16 protein-coding genes are annotated in these 15,695 nt (G+C 63.2%); 12 read left to right on the forward strand and 4 right to left on the reverse strand.

Annotated elements, in window-relative coordinates; genetic code table 11:
* Positions 1-65 precede the first annotated feature (65 nt).
* The 4 genes from serS (at position 66) to AC07UC_RS19730 (ending at position 4,438) form a co-directional block, all read left to right on the forward strand.
* The gene (gene serS, locus AC07UC_RS19715) at positions 66-1,370 is read left to right on the forward strand and encodes a serine--tRNA ligase (protein ID WP_494907117.1); all 1,305 of its coding nucleotides are present in this window, start codon (positions 66-68) and stop codon (positions 1,368-1,370) included.
* Positions 1,370-2,128, forward strand: a complete 759-nt coding sequence (surE, locus tag AC07UC_RS19720) for a 5'/3'-nucleotidase SurE (protein ID WP_140773152.1) — start codon at positions 1,370-1,372, stop codon at positions 2,126-2,128. Before serS ends, surE begins: the two co-directional genes overlap by 1 nt.
* The gene (locus tag AC07UC_RS19725; protein ID WP_140773154.1) at positions 2,125-2,778 is read left to right on the forward strand and encodes a protein-L-isoaspartate(D-aspartate) O-methyltransferase; all 654 of its coding nucleotides are present in this window, start codon (positions 2,125-2,127) and stop codon (positions 2,776-2,778) included. Before surE ends, AC07UC_RS19725 begins: the two co-directional genes overlap by 4 nt.
* 127 nt (positions 2,779-2,905) lie before the next feature.
* The gene (locus AC07UC_RS19730; RefSeq protein ID WP_494907118.1) at positions 2,906-4,438 is read left to right on the forward strand and encodes a peptidoglycan DD-metalloendopeptidase family protein; all 1,533 of its coding nucleotides are present in this window, start codon (positions 2,906-2,908) and stop codon (positions 4,436-4,438) included.
* Positions 4,439-4,548: 110 nt separating this feature from the next.
* Here AC07UC_RS19730 and AC07UC_RS19735 read toward each other — a convergent pair whose 3' ends face one another.
* The gene (locus AC07UC_RS19735; RefSeq protein ID WP_494907119.1) at positions 4,549-5,439 is read right to left on the reverse strand and encodes an NAD-dependent epimerase/dehydratase family protein; all 891 of its coding nucleotides are present in this window, start codon (positions 5,437-5,439) and stop codon (positions 4,549-4,551) included.
* A gap of 106 nt (positions 5,440-5,545) precedes the next feature.
* On the opposite strand from AC07UC_RS19735, the gene AC07UC_RS19740 reads away from it, so the two are divergent.
* The gene (locus AC07UC_RS19740; RefSeq protein ID WP_494907120.1) at positions 5,546-6,367 is read left to right on the forward strand and encodes a helix-turn-helix domain-containing protein; all 822 of its coding nucleotides are present in this window, start codon (positions 5,546-5,548) and stop codon (positions 6,365-6,367) included.
* A 27-nt stretch (positions 6,368-6,394) separates the two neighbouring features.
* Here the strand turns inward: AC07UC_RS19740 and AC07UC_RS19745 are convergent, their stop codons facing one another.
* Positions 6,395-7,285, reverse strand: a complete 891-nt coding sequence (locus AC07UC_RS19745; protein WP_494907121.1) for an ATP-binding protein — start codon at positions 7,283-7,285, stop codon at positions 6,395-6,397.
* Here AC07UC_RS19745 and AC07UC_RS19750 point away from each other — a divergent pair.
* The 7 genes from AC07UC_RS19750 to AC07UC_RS19780 all read left to right on the forward strand — a co-directional run bounded on the left by AC07UC_RS19750 (position 7,269) and on the right by AC07UC_RS19780 (position 13,255).
* Positions 7,269-7,481 (forward strand): hypothetical protein, encoded by a 213-nt coding sequence (locus AC07UC_RS19750; RefSeq protein ID WP_172350189.1) that lies wholly within the window; start codon positions 7,269-7,271, stop codon positions 7,479-7,481. The genes AC07UC_RS19745 and AC07UC_RS19750 overlap by 17 nt on opposite strands.
* 94 nt (positions 7,482-7,575) lie before the next feature.
* A complete protein-coding gene (gene yajC / locus AC07UC_RS19755) occupies positions 7,576-7,917 on the forward strand; it encodes a preprotein translocase subunit YajC (protein ID WP_056572354.1) in 342 nt (113 codons plus the stop codon).
* Positions 7,918-7,968: 51 nt separating this feature from the next.
* Positions 7,969-10,518 (forward strand): protein translocase subunit SecDF, encoded by a 2,550-nt coding sequence (gene secDF, locus AC07UC_RS19760; protein WP_140773163.1) that lies wholly within the window; start codon positions 7,969-7,971, stop codon positions 10,516-10,518.
* A gap of 25 nt (positions 10,519-10,543) precedes the next feature.
* Positions 10,544-10,939: an Mth938-like domain-containing protein gene (locus AC07UC_RS19765; protein ID WP_494907122.1), complete on the forward strand. Its 396-nt coding sequence runs from the start codon at positions 10,544-10,546 to the stop codon at positions 10,937-10,939.
* Position 10,940: 1 nt separating this feature from the next.
* A complete protein-coding gene (locus tag AC07UC_RS19770) occupies positions 10,941-11,792 on the forward strand; it encodes a phytoene/squalene synthase family protein (protein ID WP_494907123.1) in 852 nt (283 codons plus the stop codon).
* 78 nt (positions 11,793-11,870) lie between these two features.
* Positions 11,871-12,305: a hypothetical protein gene (locus tag AC07UC_RS19775; protein WP_494907124.1), complete on the forward strand. Its 435-nt coding sequence runs from the start codon at positions 11,871-11,873 to the stop codon at positions 12,303-12,305.
* The gene (locus tag AC07UC_RS19780; RefSeq protein ID WP_494907125.1) at positions 12,305-13,255 is read left to right on the forward strand and encodes a sterol desaturase family protein; all 951 of its coding nucleotides are present in this window, start codon (positions 12,305-12,307) and stop codon (positions 13,253-13,255) included. The genes AC07UC_RS19775 and AC07UC_RS19780 overlap by 1 nt, the downstream gene beginning before the upstream one ends.
* A 159-nt stretch (positions 13,256-13,414) precedes the next feature.
* On the opposite strand, the gene AC07UC_RS19785 is transcribed toward AC07UC_RS19780, so the two are convergent.
* A complete protein-coding gene (locus AC07UC_RS19785; protein WP_202321970.1) occupies positions 13,415-13,717 on the reverse strand; it encodes a type II toxin-antitoxin system ParD family antitoxin in 303 nt (100 codons plus the stop codon).
* A 67-nt stretch (positions 13,718-13,784) separates the two neighbouring features.
* The gene (trmFO, locus tag AC07UC_RS19790; protein WP_494907126.1) at positions 13,785-15,197 is read right to left on the reverse strand and encodes a methylenetetrahydrofolate--tRNA-(uracil(54)-C(5))-methyltransferase (FADH(2)-oxidizing) TrmFO; all 1,413 of its coding nucleotides are present in this window, start codon (positions 15,195-15,197) and stop codon (positions 13,785-13,787) included.
* Positions 15,198-15,695: the final 498 nt, after the last annotated feature.

The following is a 15,695-nucleotide window of genomic DNA, read 5'->3' on the forward strand; positions in this document are numbered from 1 at the left end:
GCATGTCGTTGTCCCAAGACCGCTGCGCACTTTTGGGCGACATGCTACCCGAGGACGGATAGACCATGCTTGACATCAAATGGATTCGCGACAACCCGAAGGCCCTTGTCGAGGCGCTGGCCAAGCGCTCGTGGTCGGCGGCAGAGGCGCAGTCCACGGTCGATGATTTGATCGCCAGGGACGAGGCGCGTCGTGAGCACGTCACCGAGCTGCAGACCAAACAGGAGCGCCGCAACGCCGCCTCGAAGGAGATCGGCAACGCCATGCGTTCGGGCGATGCCGCCCTTGCTGAGAAACTGAAAGCCGAAGTCGGCGAGATCAAGACCTTTATCCAGAATGGCGAGGCGCGCGAGCGCGAGCTCGACAAGGCGCTGAACGATGCGCTGGCGGTGCTGCCCAACGTGCCGCTCGATGACGTGCCGGTCGGCAAGGACGAGCACGACAATGTCGTCAAGCACATCGTCGGCAAGGTGCCGACGCGGCCGAACTGGGTGAAGGAGCATTTCGAGATCGGCGAAGCGCTCGGGATGATGGATTTCGAGCGGGCGGCAAAGCTGTCGGGCTCGCGCTTCACCGTGCTGAAGAGCGGCCTGGCGCGGATGGAACGCGCGATCGGCCAGTTCATGCTCGACCTGCACACGACCGAACACGGCTATGAGGAAGTCATCCCGCCGCTGATGGTCCGCGATGAGGTGCTTTTCGGCACCAACCAGCTGCCGAAGTTCGAGGAGGATCTGTTCTTCACGCCGCACGGGGAGGGCAGGCTTGGCCTGATCCCCACCGCCGAGGTGCCGCTTACCAATCTGGTGCGCGAGGAAATCACCGCGCATGAAAAACTGCCGTTGCGCTACACGGCGCTGACGCCGTGCTTCCGCTCGGAAGCAGGCTCGGCCGGGCGCGATACGCGTGGTATGCTGCGCCAGCACCAGTTCTACAAGGTCGAACTTGTGTCGATCACCGATCAGGAATCCTCGCTCGCCGAGCATGAGCGGATGACGCAATGCGCGGAGGAAGTGCTGAAGCGGCTCGAGCTGCCATTCCGCACCATGGTTCTGTGCACCGGCGACATGGGTTTTGGCGCGCGCAAGACATATGACATCGAGGTCTGGCTGCCTGGCCAGAACGCCTATCGCGAAATCTCGTCCTGCTCGGTCTGCGGCGATTTCCAGGCGCGCCGCATGGACGCCCGCTACAAGGACAAGGATGGCAAGGGCAATCGCTTCGTCCATACGCTCAACGGTTCGGGCACCGCTGTCGGCCGCGCTCTCATAGCTGTCATCGAAAACTACCAGAATGAGGATGGCAGCGTAACCATTCCTGAAGTGCTGCGGCCTTACATGGGCGGTCTGGAAAAGATCGAATCGAAATAATGCGCATTCTTCTGACCAATGACGACGGCATTCATGCCGAGGGCCTGGCGTCACTCGAACGCGTCGCCCGCACGCTCTCCGATGATGTCTGGGTGGTGGCGCCGGAGCAGGACCAGTCCGGCTATGCGCATTCGCTGTCGATCTCGGAGCCGTTGCGGCTGCGCAAGATCGGCGAGAAGCATTTTGCCGTGCGCGGCACGCCGACCGACTGCGTCATCATGGGGGTGAAGAAGATCCTGCCCGGTGCGCCCGACCTGATCCTGTCCGGCATCAATTCCGGCGCCAACATCGCCGACGACGTGACCTATTCGGGAACCGTCGCCGGCGCCATGGAAGGCGCGCTGCTCGGCATCCGCTCGATCGCGCTCAGTCAGGGCTACTCCTATGTCGGCGAGGATCGTGTCGTCCCCTACGAGACCACCGAAGCGCTGGCGCCGGCACTGCTGAAGAAGCTCGTCGCGACGCCGCTGCCGGACGGTGTGCTGCTCAACGTCAATTTTCCGAACTGCCTTCCCGAGGAGGTCGCCGGCACGGTGGTCACCTCGCAGGGCAAGCTCGTGCACAGCCTGTGGGTCGACGAGCGCCGTGACGGGCGCGGTCTGCCTTACTATTGGCTGCGATTTGGCCGCGAGCCGGTCGAGGGCAAGCGAGGCACCGACCTCCACGCCTTGCGCAATCGCCTGGTGTCGGTGACGCCATTGCAGCTCGACCTTACCGCGCATGAGATTCGTGACCAGCTGAGCAAGGCGCTTGCATGAACCCGCCAATCGATGACCGCGAAGGATTTGCCGCTTTCCTCCTGCGCCTGCGGGGCAGGGGAACCGTGCCGAAAGCCTTGATCGCGGCTTTCGAGGCAACGCCACGGCGAGGTTTCCTGGCGGCGCAGTTCCACCAGATCGCTTGGTCCGACCGCATGCTGCCGATCGAGTGCGGCGAGGCTATCGAAGGCGCGGACATGCAAGCGGCGGTGATCGCGGCGCTTGCCATCGAGCCCGGCAATCGCGTGCTCGAGATCGGCACCGGCTCGGCTTATACGGCCGCCGTGATGTCGCGGCTCGCCGCGCGTGTCGTCACCATAGATCGCTACAAGACCCTGACCGAACAGGCGAAGCAGCGCTTCGAAGCGCTCGGCATCAGCAACGCCATAGCGCGCCAGGCCGACGGCTCAGCCGGTTTGCCCGCCGAGGGGCCGTTCGACCGTATCGTCGCCTGGGCTGCCTTCGACAGCCTGCCGCGCTTCCTGCTCGACCAATTGTCGAGCGGCGGCATCGTCATCGCGCCGATCGGGCCGGAGGAGGGCGAGCAGGTGCTGGCCAAGCTCACAAAGGTCGGCAGCCGTTTCGAGCGTGAGGACATCGGGCTCGTGCGGCTGCAGCCGATCCTGCGCAGCGTCGCCGCGGTCATCTAGGCGCCTCCAGCGCACTCGAAAATGTTTTAAGAAAATTTTCGTCGGATTCTAATGGGTTAACCGCCCAGTAACATTAACGCGCTTTAATCCTGTCTCAGTTGGTGCAGAGTTTGTGCGGGTTAGTGCGATGCAACTCAATGTTTTGAAGGCAAATAGTCGCAATCTGGCGCGGGGCTGCGCCGTTCTCATGATTGCGGGCGCGGCCGCCGGGTGCAGTTCCCAGGCGTCGCGGTTCAACAGTGTCGACGACGTCTTCACTTCCTCGACCAACAATCAGCGCGCCATCATCAACAAGCAGGATGCCGTGCAGCCCTATCCGGGCGATGTCTCGGCAGCCCCGCTCGACGGCAGCCACACGCAGTCGGTCAGCCGCTCCAGTCTCGAGCCGGTCTCCAGCCGGCCGCTGCCTCCGCCCGTTTCCGCCCAGGCGCAACCCGCTCCGGCGCTCGCGCCTGCCGCCAATCCCGTGCGTGTCGCATCGGCGCCGGCCATGGTTCGGCCCGCTCCTCATGTCGACAGGACGACGACCGGCACTGTCGAGCCGGCCGCGAGGCCATTCAAGAATGCCCAGCCCGACGCGCCGAAGATGGCGCAGGCCGGCACGCCGCATGCGACCGAGATCGTCGTCAGGGACGGCGAGACCATTTCCGGCCTGGCGGCGCATTACAAGGTGCCGGCCGATGTCATCATGAAGGTGAATGGCCTGAGCCCGACCAAGGGGCTGAAGACCGGCCAGAAGATCGTCATTCCGGCCTATGCCTATTCGAGCAAGGCTGAGCCGAAAGTCGCCGATGCAAAACCGGCAAAGGATGGCAAGCGCGACTTGCCGGCCACCGCGCCGGACAAGGTCGCCGTTCTCCCGCAGCAGCCGAAACTCAAGGAGGGCAAGTCCGCTGCTCAGGTCGATGCTTCGGCCGCCGCGAGCCAGCCCAAGGAGCCCAAGCCCGCGCAGGTGGCCAAGGCAACCGGCGCCGCCGGTACCTACACGGTCCAGTCGGGCGACACGATGTCCTCGATTGCCAGGAAGACCGGCGTTGGCGTCGTGGCTCTGAAGCAGGCCAACGGCATGAAGGACGGTTTGCTCAAGATCGGCCAGACCCTGAAAGTGCCGGCCGGTGGAACGGCAACGGTCGCCAGCGCAAAGCCGGCGAAGGTCGATCCGGTGACCACGGCAACCACGCAGCCCCCGGCAAAGACCACGCCATCGGAAACACTGGCGTCCTACACGCCGCCGAAGAAGGATGCGAAAGTCATCCAGCAGGCCGAGGACGACGACGCGGTGGCCCCGGGCGCCACGGGTATCGGCAAGATGCGCTGGCCGGTGCGCGGCCGGGTGATCTCCGGCTTCGGATCCGGCAAGGACGGCGTCGACATCGCCGTGCCCACCGGCACGCCGATCAAGGCAGCCGAAAACGGCGTCGTCATCTACGCCGGTGACGGGCTCAAGGAATTCGGCAACACGGTGCTGGTGCGCCACGAGAACGGCCTGGTCACCGTCTACGGCCATGCCAGCTCGATCGAGGTGCAGCGCGGCCAGAAGGTCAAGCGCGGCCAGGAAATCGCACTTTCGGGCATGAGCGGCACGACGGACTCGCCGAAGCTGCACTTCGAAGTGCGCAAGAACTCGGCGCCGGTCGATCCTTCGACCTATCTCGAATAGAATAAAAAAAGCGATTTGCGGGCCGTCTGACCTCCAGTCCGGCCCGCCGGCTCAGCCCGTTCCGCGAGGAACGGGCTTTTTCAGTTGCGCAAAATGCCTGCCCGCGCGGCTCAGAGATGATCTAGGAGCGTGTCGGCGATCATCTCCTCAAGGCTGCTGGCCTTCACGCCGAGAAGTGTCTCGGCGTCCGAGGAGTCGACCAGCAAGGGACGTTCAAAGAGGTAGCTCATCTCGATGAGCTCATGCATGCCCAGGGCCTCCATTTCGGTGACGGAGTAGGAACGTGTCTCCGAGATCTCTTGCCCGAGCATCGCCGCGGTTTTCTGGATGAGTTCCCGAGGGGAGGCGTATTGCGAGGGAACGTGAAACGCCCGTCCCCATTCACCCGTGTATCGGGCGGCCGCGACAAGTGTCCTGGCGACGTCCTTGGTGAAGGCCCAGGCATGGGTTGCGTCGAGGTCTCCAATGAAAGCGGTAGGCTTGCCCTCGATGATGGAGGGCAGCGCGACCAGCGAGAAATAGCTGATTGCGCCATGTCCGAGATAGTCGCTGGACCGTACTTCGATCGCCGGTACACTGGCACGAACCGCCCGCTGCCACATGATCGTCCGGGCGGTTCCCTTCTTCGAAGTCGGGTCCAGAGACAGGTCGGAGCGAAGCGGGCTATCGGCATTTGCCCCGTAACCATAGAGGTTTCCGAGCACGATGAGCTTCGCGCCGACCACTTCCGCCGCGCGCACGGTGCCGTCGATGACGGGGAAAAAGTCGGTCGGCCACCGATGATACGTGGCCATGGCACACATGAAGATGGCCTCGGCGCCCTGGCAGATACGCGCCAGTTCCGAGGCATCCGTGGCGTCGGCTTGCATGGCCCGCACGTTGCGCAGTGCGTTCGAGCCGACGCTTCGGCTCGTGAGGACGACGTCATGTCCTTCCTCGCCAAGAAGGCGAGCGGTCTCGCGTCCAACCGGGCCCGCGCCGACAACAACATAGAAACTCATGGCAACCTCTCTGCTTGATGGAGAGGCGTGAGTACCGGTTCCCGGCATTGAAAATCGCGCGGGAATTGCCAAATCTTGGACAGGTTTTGCCATGAATCGAGAGAGCATGCGTCCGCAATTCGCTCCGGCCCAATCCTCCTCCGACATCACAATGGTTTCCCGGCATATCGAGGCCGGCGTCCATCGTCTGTCGCGGGCGTCGCACCACCGCATCATGGTGCATGCAAGCGCGGCGACGCGCTCCTACTGCAATCAGGTTGGGCGATATTTCGTCAGGCGCGCCGGCGACATCGACCTGGTGCCGGCTGGCGAGGAGGGCGGTTTCGAGGCTGAAACCCCATTCGATACGATTGAGATTGTCTTGCAGCCAGCCCTGATGGAAAGGGTGGCGGCGGAACTTGGCGGCAAGGCGCTGGCAACGCGTCTCGACACACGCCATTTGCTTCGTGACCAACGCATCGAACATCTTGCTCGAGCACTCCAGAGCGATCTCGATGCCGGCGCGCCGAGCGGCTCTCTGTTTGCCGACAGCATTGGCGCCGCGCTCGCGGTCAGGTTGCTTGGCTTCGATGATTCAGACATCGATCGAACAAACCGGCTGTCGGATGCCCAGCTCAAGCGCGTCCTGGAGCACATTGAAGCCGCCCTCCATGAGCAGCTTTCGATTCATCGCCTGAGCCGGGTTGCCGGCGCCAGCAGCTCGCATTTGCGGACATGGTTCAAGGTGGCAATGGGCGTCACCCTGCATCGTTATGTGTTGCGACGTCGCGTCGAACGCGCGCGCGTTCTGCTGCAGCAGGGCGATCTCAGCACAAGCGAGGTTGCGGAACTGACGGGCTTCGCGCACCAGTCACATCTGGCGCATTGGATGCGCCGCGAGATTGGCCAGACGCCGCGTGACTTGCGACGGGCGCAGCCGCCCAGGTGACATCCCGGAATTTGCTTTGGCGATGCCTCAATCCTTCAGCGGCTTGCCAAGCCGGCCGGCCAGATCCTGCGTGAACTGCCAGGCGACGCGGCCCGAGCGGCTGCCGCGCGTCGTCGCCCATTCCAGCGCCTCGGTGCGCAGCTGCTCGGGATCGATGTCGAGGCCATGATGGCTTGCATAACCGTTGATCATCTCGAGATATTCGTCCTGCGAGCATTTGTGGAAGCCGAGCCAAAGTCCGAAACGATCGGACAGCGAGACCTTTTCCTCGACCGCCTCGGACGGGTTGATGGCTGTCGAGCGCTCATTGTCGATCATGTCGCGCGGCAACAGATGGCGGCGGTTCGAGGTGGCGTAGAAGATGACATTGGCCGGGCGCCCCTCGACGCCGCCCTCAAGCGCCGCCTTCAGCGACTTGTAGGACGTATCGTCGTGATCGAAGGACAGATCGTCGCAAAACAGGATGAAGCGGAAGGGGGCTGCCTTCAGCAAGCCCATCAGCTTCGGCAGCGTGTCGATGTCCTCGCGGTGGATCTCGATCAACTTCAGCGGCAGGTCGGATCTGGCCTTTTGTGATTTGGCCTTGGCATTGATCTCGGCATGCACGGCCTTGACCAGCGACGATTTGCCCATGCCGCGCGCGCCCCACAACAGCACGTTGTTGGCCGGATGGCCGGCGGCAAAGCGCTCGGTGTTGTCGACAAGAATGTCGCGGACACGGTCGACGCCCCGGATCAGGCCGATATCGACGCGGTTGACCTTGCGCACCGGCTCCAGGTAGCCCGGATCGGCCTGCCAGACGAAGCAATCGGCCTCACCAAGGTCGGTTTCGGGCACGGGCGGCGGGGCGAGGCGGCTGACAGCCTCGATCAGGCGGTCAAGTTTCTTGTTGAGGGCGTCGATGCTGCTGTCGGTCATTTCAGGTCTTTTGGTTCGTTTCCTTGGGGCGGGCAGGTGGGACCCGTTCGATTCCGTCGGGTTCGAAACCGGTTCCAACCTTTTGTTCGAGCGTGATCTTTTCCGAAAACCGGCTCGCGCTTTTCGCGATCATGCTCTAACACGGCCCGGCAGGCCGGAAAAGCAGCCGATTTGCCCGGCCGCGCAGTTGCATTGACAACTTTACCGACTATATTCCGGCCAAATTTCAAGGGGCCGCCAAACTCCGCAGGACGGTTGGCGGCTGTTTTCAAAATTCAGGAGTACTCTCGATGTTCGTGACACCGGCATACGCCCAAGGCATCGGCGGCACCTCTCCCGATATGCTCATCAGCATTTTGCCGTTTGTCCTGATTTTCGTGATCATGTATTTTCTGATCATCCGCCCGCAGCGCACGCAGCTGAAGAAGCGCGGCGAGATGCTGGCGGCGGTCCGTCGCGGCGATACTGTCGTCACCGGCGGCGGTTTCGTCGGCAAGGTGACGAAGGTGATCGACGACAATGAGCTCGAGATCGACCTCGGCGGCGGTACGAAGGTGACAGCGCTGCGCTCGACGATCGCCGACGTGCGCGTCAAGGGCGAACCCGTGGCGAACCAGAACGCCAAGAAATAACCTAATTCCAGGCGGAGCGATCCGCGGACACGCTCTGACGGACGACGCCATATGCTGTATTTTTCGCGCTTCAAGATGATCCTGATCTGGCTGGCCGTGGCCGCCACAGTGGTCCTCGCCGCGCCCAATCTCATTCCCGCGAGCACATTGGCCCAGCTCCCGAGCTGGGTGCCGAAGCGGCAGATGACACTCGGCCTCGACCTGCAGGGCGGCTCGCACATCCTGCTCGAGATGAACCAGAACGATCTGATCAAGGATCGGCTCGAGACGACGCGCGACGAAATCCGCACGCTGCTGCGCGACGCCAAGATCGGCTACACCGGCCTTGGCGGCACGGGGCGGACCTTGCAGGTCCGCATCACGGATCCGGCGCAACTCGATGCCGCTAAGAAGGCGTTGAAGACCTTGACCGATCCGGTCGCCGCCGGCCTGTTCACCGGCGGGTCGATCCAGGAAATGTCGCTGGACGATTCCGAACCGGGCCTGCTCAAGTTCACCGTCACCGACGCCGGCATCAAATACCGCACGTCGACCGCCTTGGCGCAATCGATCGAAGTGGTGGAACGCCGCGTCAACGAGCTCGGCACCACCGAGCCCATCGTCCAGCGGCAAGGCGACGACCGTATCCTTGTCCAGGTGCCCGGCCTGCAGGATCCGCAGCGGCTGAAGGAAATCCTCGGCCAGACCGCGAAGCTGACCTTCCAGATGGTCGATCAGTCGATGCCTGTGCAGGACGCGCTCAAGGGTCGTCCGCCCGCCGGCTCCTCGGTGCTCTATTCCCAGGACGATCCGCCGGTTCCGTATCTGATTGAAAACCGCGTCATCGTTTCGGGCGAAAACCTCGTCGACGCGCAAGCGACGTACAATTCGCAGAACAACGAGCCGGTGGTTTCATTCCGCTTCGATTCGAAGGGCGCCGCGCGCTTCGGCCAGGCGACCTCGCAGAATGTCGGCAAGCTTTTCGCCATCATCCTCGACAACCAGGTGATTTCGGCGCCGCAGATCCGTGAGCCGATCCTCGGCGGCACCGGCCAGATTTCAGGCAATTTCACCGCCCAGAGCGCCAACGATCTGGCCGTGCTTTTGCGTGCCGGCGCGTTGCCGGCGACATTGACCGTTATCGAGGAACGCACCGTGGGTCCGGGCCTTGGCCAGGATTCGATCCATGCCGGCAAGGTCGCCGGTATCATCGGTTCGATCCTCGTCGTCGCCTTCATGTTCGTCGCCTATGGTTTCCTCGGCTTCCTCGCCAACATCGCACTGGCGGTGCACGTGGCGATGATCGTCGGGCTCTTGTCGCTGCTCGGCGCGACGCTGACCTTGCCCGGCATCGCCGGTATCGTGCTGACCATCGGCATGGCGGTCGATTCCAACGTGCTGATCTACGAACGTATCCGCGAGGAGCGACGAAACGGGCGCTCGGTGATCCAGGCGATCGATACGGGCTTCACCAAGGCGCTGGCGACGATCGTCGACTCCAACGTTACCTCGCTGATCGCGACGGTGGTGCTGTTCTATCTCGGTACCGGACCGGTCAAGGGCTTTGCCATCACCTTCGCCATCGGCATCCTTACCACGGTGTTCACCGCTTTCACCTTCACGCGCCTGCTGGTGTCGATCTGGCTGCGCCGCGCCCGTCCGAAGGAATTGCCGAGAGCGCCGGTGACCTTCATTCCGCCCGGTACGAAAATTCCGTTCATGGGCATCCGCCGCTGGACTTTCGCCCTGTCGAGCATCCTGTCGGTGCTGTCGGTCGTGCTGTTCATGACCGTCGACATCAATTACGGCATCGATTTCAAGGGCGGCTCGCTGATCGAGGTGCAGTCCAAGAGCGGCGACGCCAATCTCGGCGATATCCGCGCCAGGCTGACCGAGCTCAACATCGGCGAAGTGCAGGTGCAGCAGTTCGGCGCGCCAAACGATGTACTGATCCGTGTCGGCGCCCAGGATGCGGGCGAGAACGCCGAACAGACGGTCATCGACAAGGTGCGCGGCGAGTTGCAGGACAGTTATGACTTCCGCCGCGTCGAGGTCGTCGGGCCGACCGTGTCGGGCGAACTCGCCAAGCAAGGCACGATCGCCATGCTGATCGCGCTCATCGGCATCCTGATCTATGTCTGGTTCCGCTTCGAGTGGCAGTTCGCGGTCGGCGCGATCGTTGCGACCGTGCACGACGTGGTCATGACGCTCGGCTTCTTCGTGATCACGGGCCTCGAATTCAACCAGTCATCGCTGGCGGCGATCCTGACCATCATCGGCTATTCGCTGAACGATACGATCGTGGTCTATGACCGCGTCCGCGAGGATCTGCGAAAATACAAGCGAATGCCGCTGCCTCAGCTGCTCAACAACGCCATCAACGAGACGCTGTCGAGAACGACGCTGACTTCGGTGACGACGATCCTGGCTTTGCTGGCACTGGTGCTGTTCGGCGGCGAGGTCATCCGCTCCTTCACCATGGCGATGCTGTTCGGCGTCGTGTTCGGCACCTATTCGTCGATCTTCATCGCCGCACCGCTGCTGATCCTGTTCAAGCTGCGGCCACAGACCACGGCCGACGAGGAGAAGCCGGTCGGCGGTGGCAAGGCGGTCGCGACCTGACGCGCGGCCCCGAAGGGGTGACTGAGTGGTGACCGGCAAAGGGATTGTCATCCGCGAGGCGCATTTCCCAGGCCGCGCTCCGATCGAGGCCTATGGCAATGGCGGGTTCCGCTTTGCCGACATGTCGCACCGCGGCTCGTTGCTGTGCCTGCCATCCGGCATCCATGGCTGGGAGCCGGCGGACGCGGCAGCGCTGACGGTGGCGGATTTCGACAAACTTCTGGCCGAGGCCGACAAGGTCGAGATCCTGCTGGTCGGCATGGGCAAGGATCTCCGGCCGTTGCCGGCAGCGCTGCGGGCGGCGTTGAAAGAGGCGGGCATAGCGTCCGATCCGATGTCGACCGGGGCAGCGGTGCGGACCTACAATGTCCTTCTGGCGGAAGACCGCGCCGTGGCTGCAGCGCTCATCGCCGTCGATTGATATGTCCCAGAATGCCAAAATCGTCATGGACGCGGTGCGCGCCGCCGACCATGACCGGTATCTCACGGCGCTCTACGCGCCGGTCGACAAGCGCGATGCGCTGTTTTCGCTTTACGCTTTCAATGCCGAGGTCGCGGGCATTCGCGACCGCATCCATGAAGCGTTGCCGGGTGAGGTACGGCTGCAATGGTGGCGCGATCTCATCGCGGCCGACAATGAAGGCGCGGGCATCGGCCATCCCACCGCCGACGCGCTGAAGGCGACAATTTCCATTCATCGCCTGCCGAAACTGGCCTTCGAGAATATGCTCGAAGCGCGCATCTTCGATCTCTACGACGATCCGATGCCGTCGCGCACGGATCTGGAAGGCTATTGCGGCGAGACAGCAGCCGCGCTCATCCAGCTTGCGGCGATGGTACTCGATCCGGACGCGGCGCCGCGCTTTGCGGAACTGGCCGGCAGGGCGGGCTGTGCGCAGGCGATGACCGGCCTGCTCCTGCTGTTACCGCTGCACCGCAAGCGCGGGCAGAGCTTTATCCCGGCCGACATCCTGGCGGCGGCGGGATCGTCGCCGGAAGAGTTTGTTGCCGGCGATGGCGGGCCTGGAGCGCAGCGCGCCGTGGCGGCGATGATCGCGCTGGCACGCGAACACCTTTCAGCCTTCGAGCGGGGTGCCGCGGAGTTGCCGGCGTCGTTGCGCCCGGCATTCCTGCCGCTGGCGCTGTCGCGCGCCTATCTCGACAAGATGGAAGGCTCGAGCCATTCATCGCTCGACAGCGTCGCGCGGCTCTCTGCCCTGCGCCGACATTGGCTCCTGTTGCGTCGCGCAAGCAAGGGCTGGCCGGCACTTTGACGTAAACGTCAATCGTGTTAAGGATTCGGCCGAGCCGAAACTGTCGCCGAAGACGACAGGCCGGCGCGGAGGAAATCCATGAGCTTGCCTGTGCTGGTCGCGATCGTCGCCTTTGGCATTGCGCTGTCGGTTGCCGCGGTGCATTTCACGGGCGGCAGCAAGACGGCCACACTGGCTGGTCCGGATCCGGCGCTGCGCCGTTTCGCCGAAGATTATCCTGACGAGACGGCTGCGACAGTCCGCCTGACGGCGGATGCCAAGACCGCATTTCTCGATCTTGGGCGAGGGCGTATCGGCATTGTTCACAGCATCGGTGATTGCTTTTTGACCCGCATCGTCACGCCCGCAGACACAAAGGTGTCCGGCGCTGGCGAGGCGCATACGGTTCTGGTTCGGCTGACGGATTTCACCTGGAAGGGCGGCCGATTCCGCTTCGCGAGTGCCGCCGATGCCCAGGCCTTGCTGAATGCTCTCGGGTCGCATCATCCAAATTCCGCGAGGGAGGCCGCGTGATGGACAGCTATGATTTCCCGCAGGTCACCCAGCTGGCCATTCCGTTCTTCGTCGCCGCGATCCTGATCGAGCTCTGGCTGGTGCGCAGCGGCCGCGCCAAGGGCTCGTTCGAGACGCGCGATACGCTCACCAGCCTGATGATGGGCACCGGCAATGTCGTCGCCGGGCTGCTGCTTGGCGTCGTCTCCTACTGGGCGCTGCTGTGGCTATGGCAGTTCCGCGTCTTCAATCTCGGCCTGTCGGTCTGGGTGTTCCTGGCCGCCTTCCTGCTCGATGACCTGCGCTACTATGTCTATCACCGCATTGCGCACCGGGTGCGCTGGGTGTGGGCCGAGCATGTCAACCATCATTCGAGCCAGCACTACAATCTGTCGACGGCGCTCCGGCAAAGCTGGACCGGGCTGTTCACTTTCATGTTCGTGCTGCAGGCGCCGCTGGTGCTGCTCGGCTTCCATCCGGCGGTCATCGCCTTCACCTTCGGCTTCAACCTGGTCTGGCAGTTCTGGATCCACACCGAGACAATCGGCAAGATGTGGGGCTGGTTCGAATTGATCTTCAACACGCCGTCCCACCACCGCGTCCACCACGCCACCAACCCTCGCTATCTCGACGCCAACTATGCCGGAACGCTGATCATCTGGGACCGCATGTTCGGCACCTTCGTCGAGGAATTGGAGGAAGACCGGCCGCGCTACGGCATCGTCAAGAATCTCGGCACCTTCAACCCGCTGAAAGTGGCCTTCCACGAATGGATCGGCATGTTCAGGGATGCGTTTTCGTCGGGCCTGACGCTGCGCGAGCGCCTGAATTACCTGATCAAGCCCCCCGGCTGGAGCCATGACGGCTCACGCGAGACCTCGGAGAGCCTGAAGGCCGCCTATGTCAGGCGGAATCCCGGCGAGGCGGGCAAGCCGGGACTGCCTGTGGCGAGTGCCGAGCCGGCGGAGTAGCTGCTTTGGCGGCTAGGAGGCGTCGCTCGAACCGCCATCGCGCATCAGCGTCTCGTAGTCACCTTGATCCGATCCACAAAACCGTTTGCGATGTTTTCGCTGCCGCTGCTCTCAAGAATGTAGGTGCCAATCGCTTCGAGATCGGAGATCGCGTTTTCGCTAAGAACGACGACGAGACGCTGGATCATCATGGTCTTGCGCCAGTTGCGAAATCCGCTTCTTTACCCGGTCGATTGCTTCGTCGAGCGGAACAGCAGGCCTTGTATCATCGATTGACGCCTTCACTCGCGCCCTGATCGAGGCCATGCGTTCGGCATGCTCTTCCTCTTCGCGCTGGAAAGCGCGAAGCGCGGCGCGGATGACTTCACTCGCGGAGCCGAAAGACCCATCCTCGACTTTCTCGCGGATCATGCGCGCCATTGCGGGCGTGACAGTGATGGACAGTTTCTCGGCGGATTCCATAGAACGGCTCCGGTAGGTGTGAAGTAGGATAGTATCCTACTTTCTCCTTCGGGTCCAATCCGGGGTGCTATTCCGCAGCTTCGGCCGTTTGCGCCGGCAGCCCCAGCCATTGCCGGCAATCGCCCAGCGCGCGCGATGTGATGGCATGTCTTTTGGCGACCGTTTTATCCTTGCCACGCAGGCGCTTGCCTTCGGTCTTCGGCGCTTCCACCGGGGGGAACAGGCCGAAATTGACGTTCATCGGCTGGAACGAGCGCTTACCTGGCTCGTCATCGGAAACAATATGGCCGCCGGTGATGTGGTTGAGCAGCGCGCCGAAGGCCGTGGTGAGCGGCGGCAGGGATGGTGCGTGGCCGAGCCGTTCGGCGGCGGCGAAGCGGCCGGCGAGCAGGCCGATGGCGGCGCTTTCGACATAGCCCTCACAACCGGTGATCTGGCCGGCGAAACGCAGGCCAGGGCGCGACTTCAGCTGCAGCGAGGCGTCGAGCAGCGTCGGCGAGTTGATGTAGGTGTTGCGGTGCAGGCCGCCGAGGCGGGCGAAGTCGGCGTTTTCCAGTCCCGGAATGGTGCGGAAGATACGAACCTGCTCAGCGTGCTTCAACTTGGTCTGGAAACCGACCATGTTGTAGAGCGTGCCCAGCGCATTGTCCTGCCGCAGCTGGACGACCGCATAGGCCTTCACCGTCGGATTGTGCGCATTGGTAAGGCCCATCGGCTTCATCGGCCCGTAGCGCAGCGTCTCGACGCCGCGCTCGGCCATGATCTCGATCGGCAGGCAGCCGTCGAAATAGGGCGTGCCTTCCCATTGCTTGAATTCCGTTTTCTGGCCGTCGACCAATGCCTGCACGAAGGCAAGGTACTGCTCCTTGTCCATCGGGCAATTGATGTAGTCCTTGCCGGTGCCGCCAGGCCCGACCTTGTCGTAGCGCGACTGGAACCAGCAAATGTCCATGTCGATCGTGTCGAAATGGATGATCGGCGCGATGGCGTCGAAGAAGGCGAGCGCATCGGCGCCAGTCGCCTCCGCTATCGACTGGGCAAGTCCAGGCGCGGTCAGTGGCCCGGTGGCGATGATCGCCTGGTCCCAGTCCGCCGGCGGCAGGCCTGGCACTTCCTCGCGCTGGATGCTGATCAGCGGGTGTGCCTCGAGCTTCTTCGTCACGGCCTCGGAGAAACCGTCTCGGTCGACGGCAAGTGCGCCGCCGGCCGGCACCTGGTTGGCATCGCCGGCGCTCATGATCAAGGAGCCGGCCAGCCGCATTTCGGCGTGCAGCAGCCCGACCGCGTTGTTTTCGGCATCGTCGGAGCGGAAGGAATTGGAACAGACCAGCTCGGCCAGGCCATCGGTCTTGTGGGCGTCCGTGCCCCGAACGGGCCGCATTTCATGCAGCACAACGGGAACGCCGGCCTGCGCCACCTGCCATGCGGCTTCGGAACCGGCGAGACCACCGCCGATGATGTGGATAGGATTTTTGCTCATGAGCGCCGGAATAATCGCTTGCCGCCGCGATTGCAATTGTCGCGCGGCGGTGAACGGGAAACGCCTGGTCGGGAGAGCCTGCCCTGAAAACAACAACACCCGCCGGGGGAGGAGGTCCGGCGGGTGTCGTTTTGGGGGTCGACCCTCGGGAGGAGGTGAAGGCCGACCGTATTCGTCATCGCCGGGGAGGAGGTCGGCTTTGACGAAATTCCTTTCGCCATTTGAAGAGGGGCGAAACCTCTGGGGCAAAATCCGTTTGCCACCTGGGAAACAGCGCCCGCCGCGGGAGGAGGTGCGGCGGGCGCCGTTTGGTTGGCCAACCCTCGGGAGGAGGTGAAGGTTGGGCCTATTCGTCATCGCCGGGGAGGAGGTCGGCTTTGACGAAATTCCTTTCGCCATTTGAAGAGGGGCGAAACCTCTGGGGCAAAACTCGTTTGCCCCGGGGAAACAACGCCCGCCGCGGGAGGAGGTGCGGCGGGCGCCGTTTTGGTGGTCAAC

The sequence above is a fragment of the Mesorhizobium sp. GW821-FHT04C10 genome, assembly GCF_059420305.1.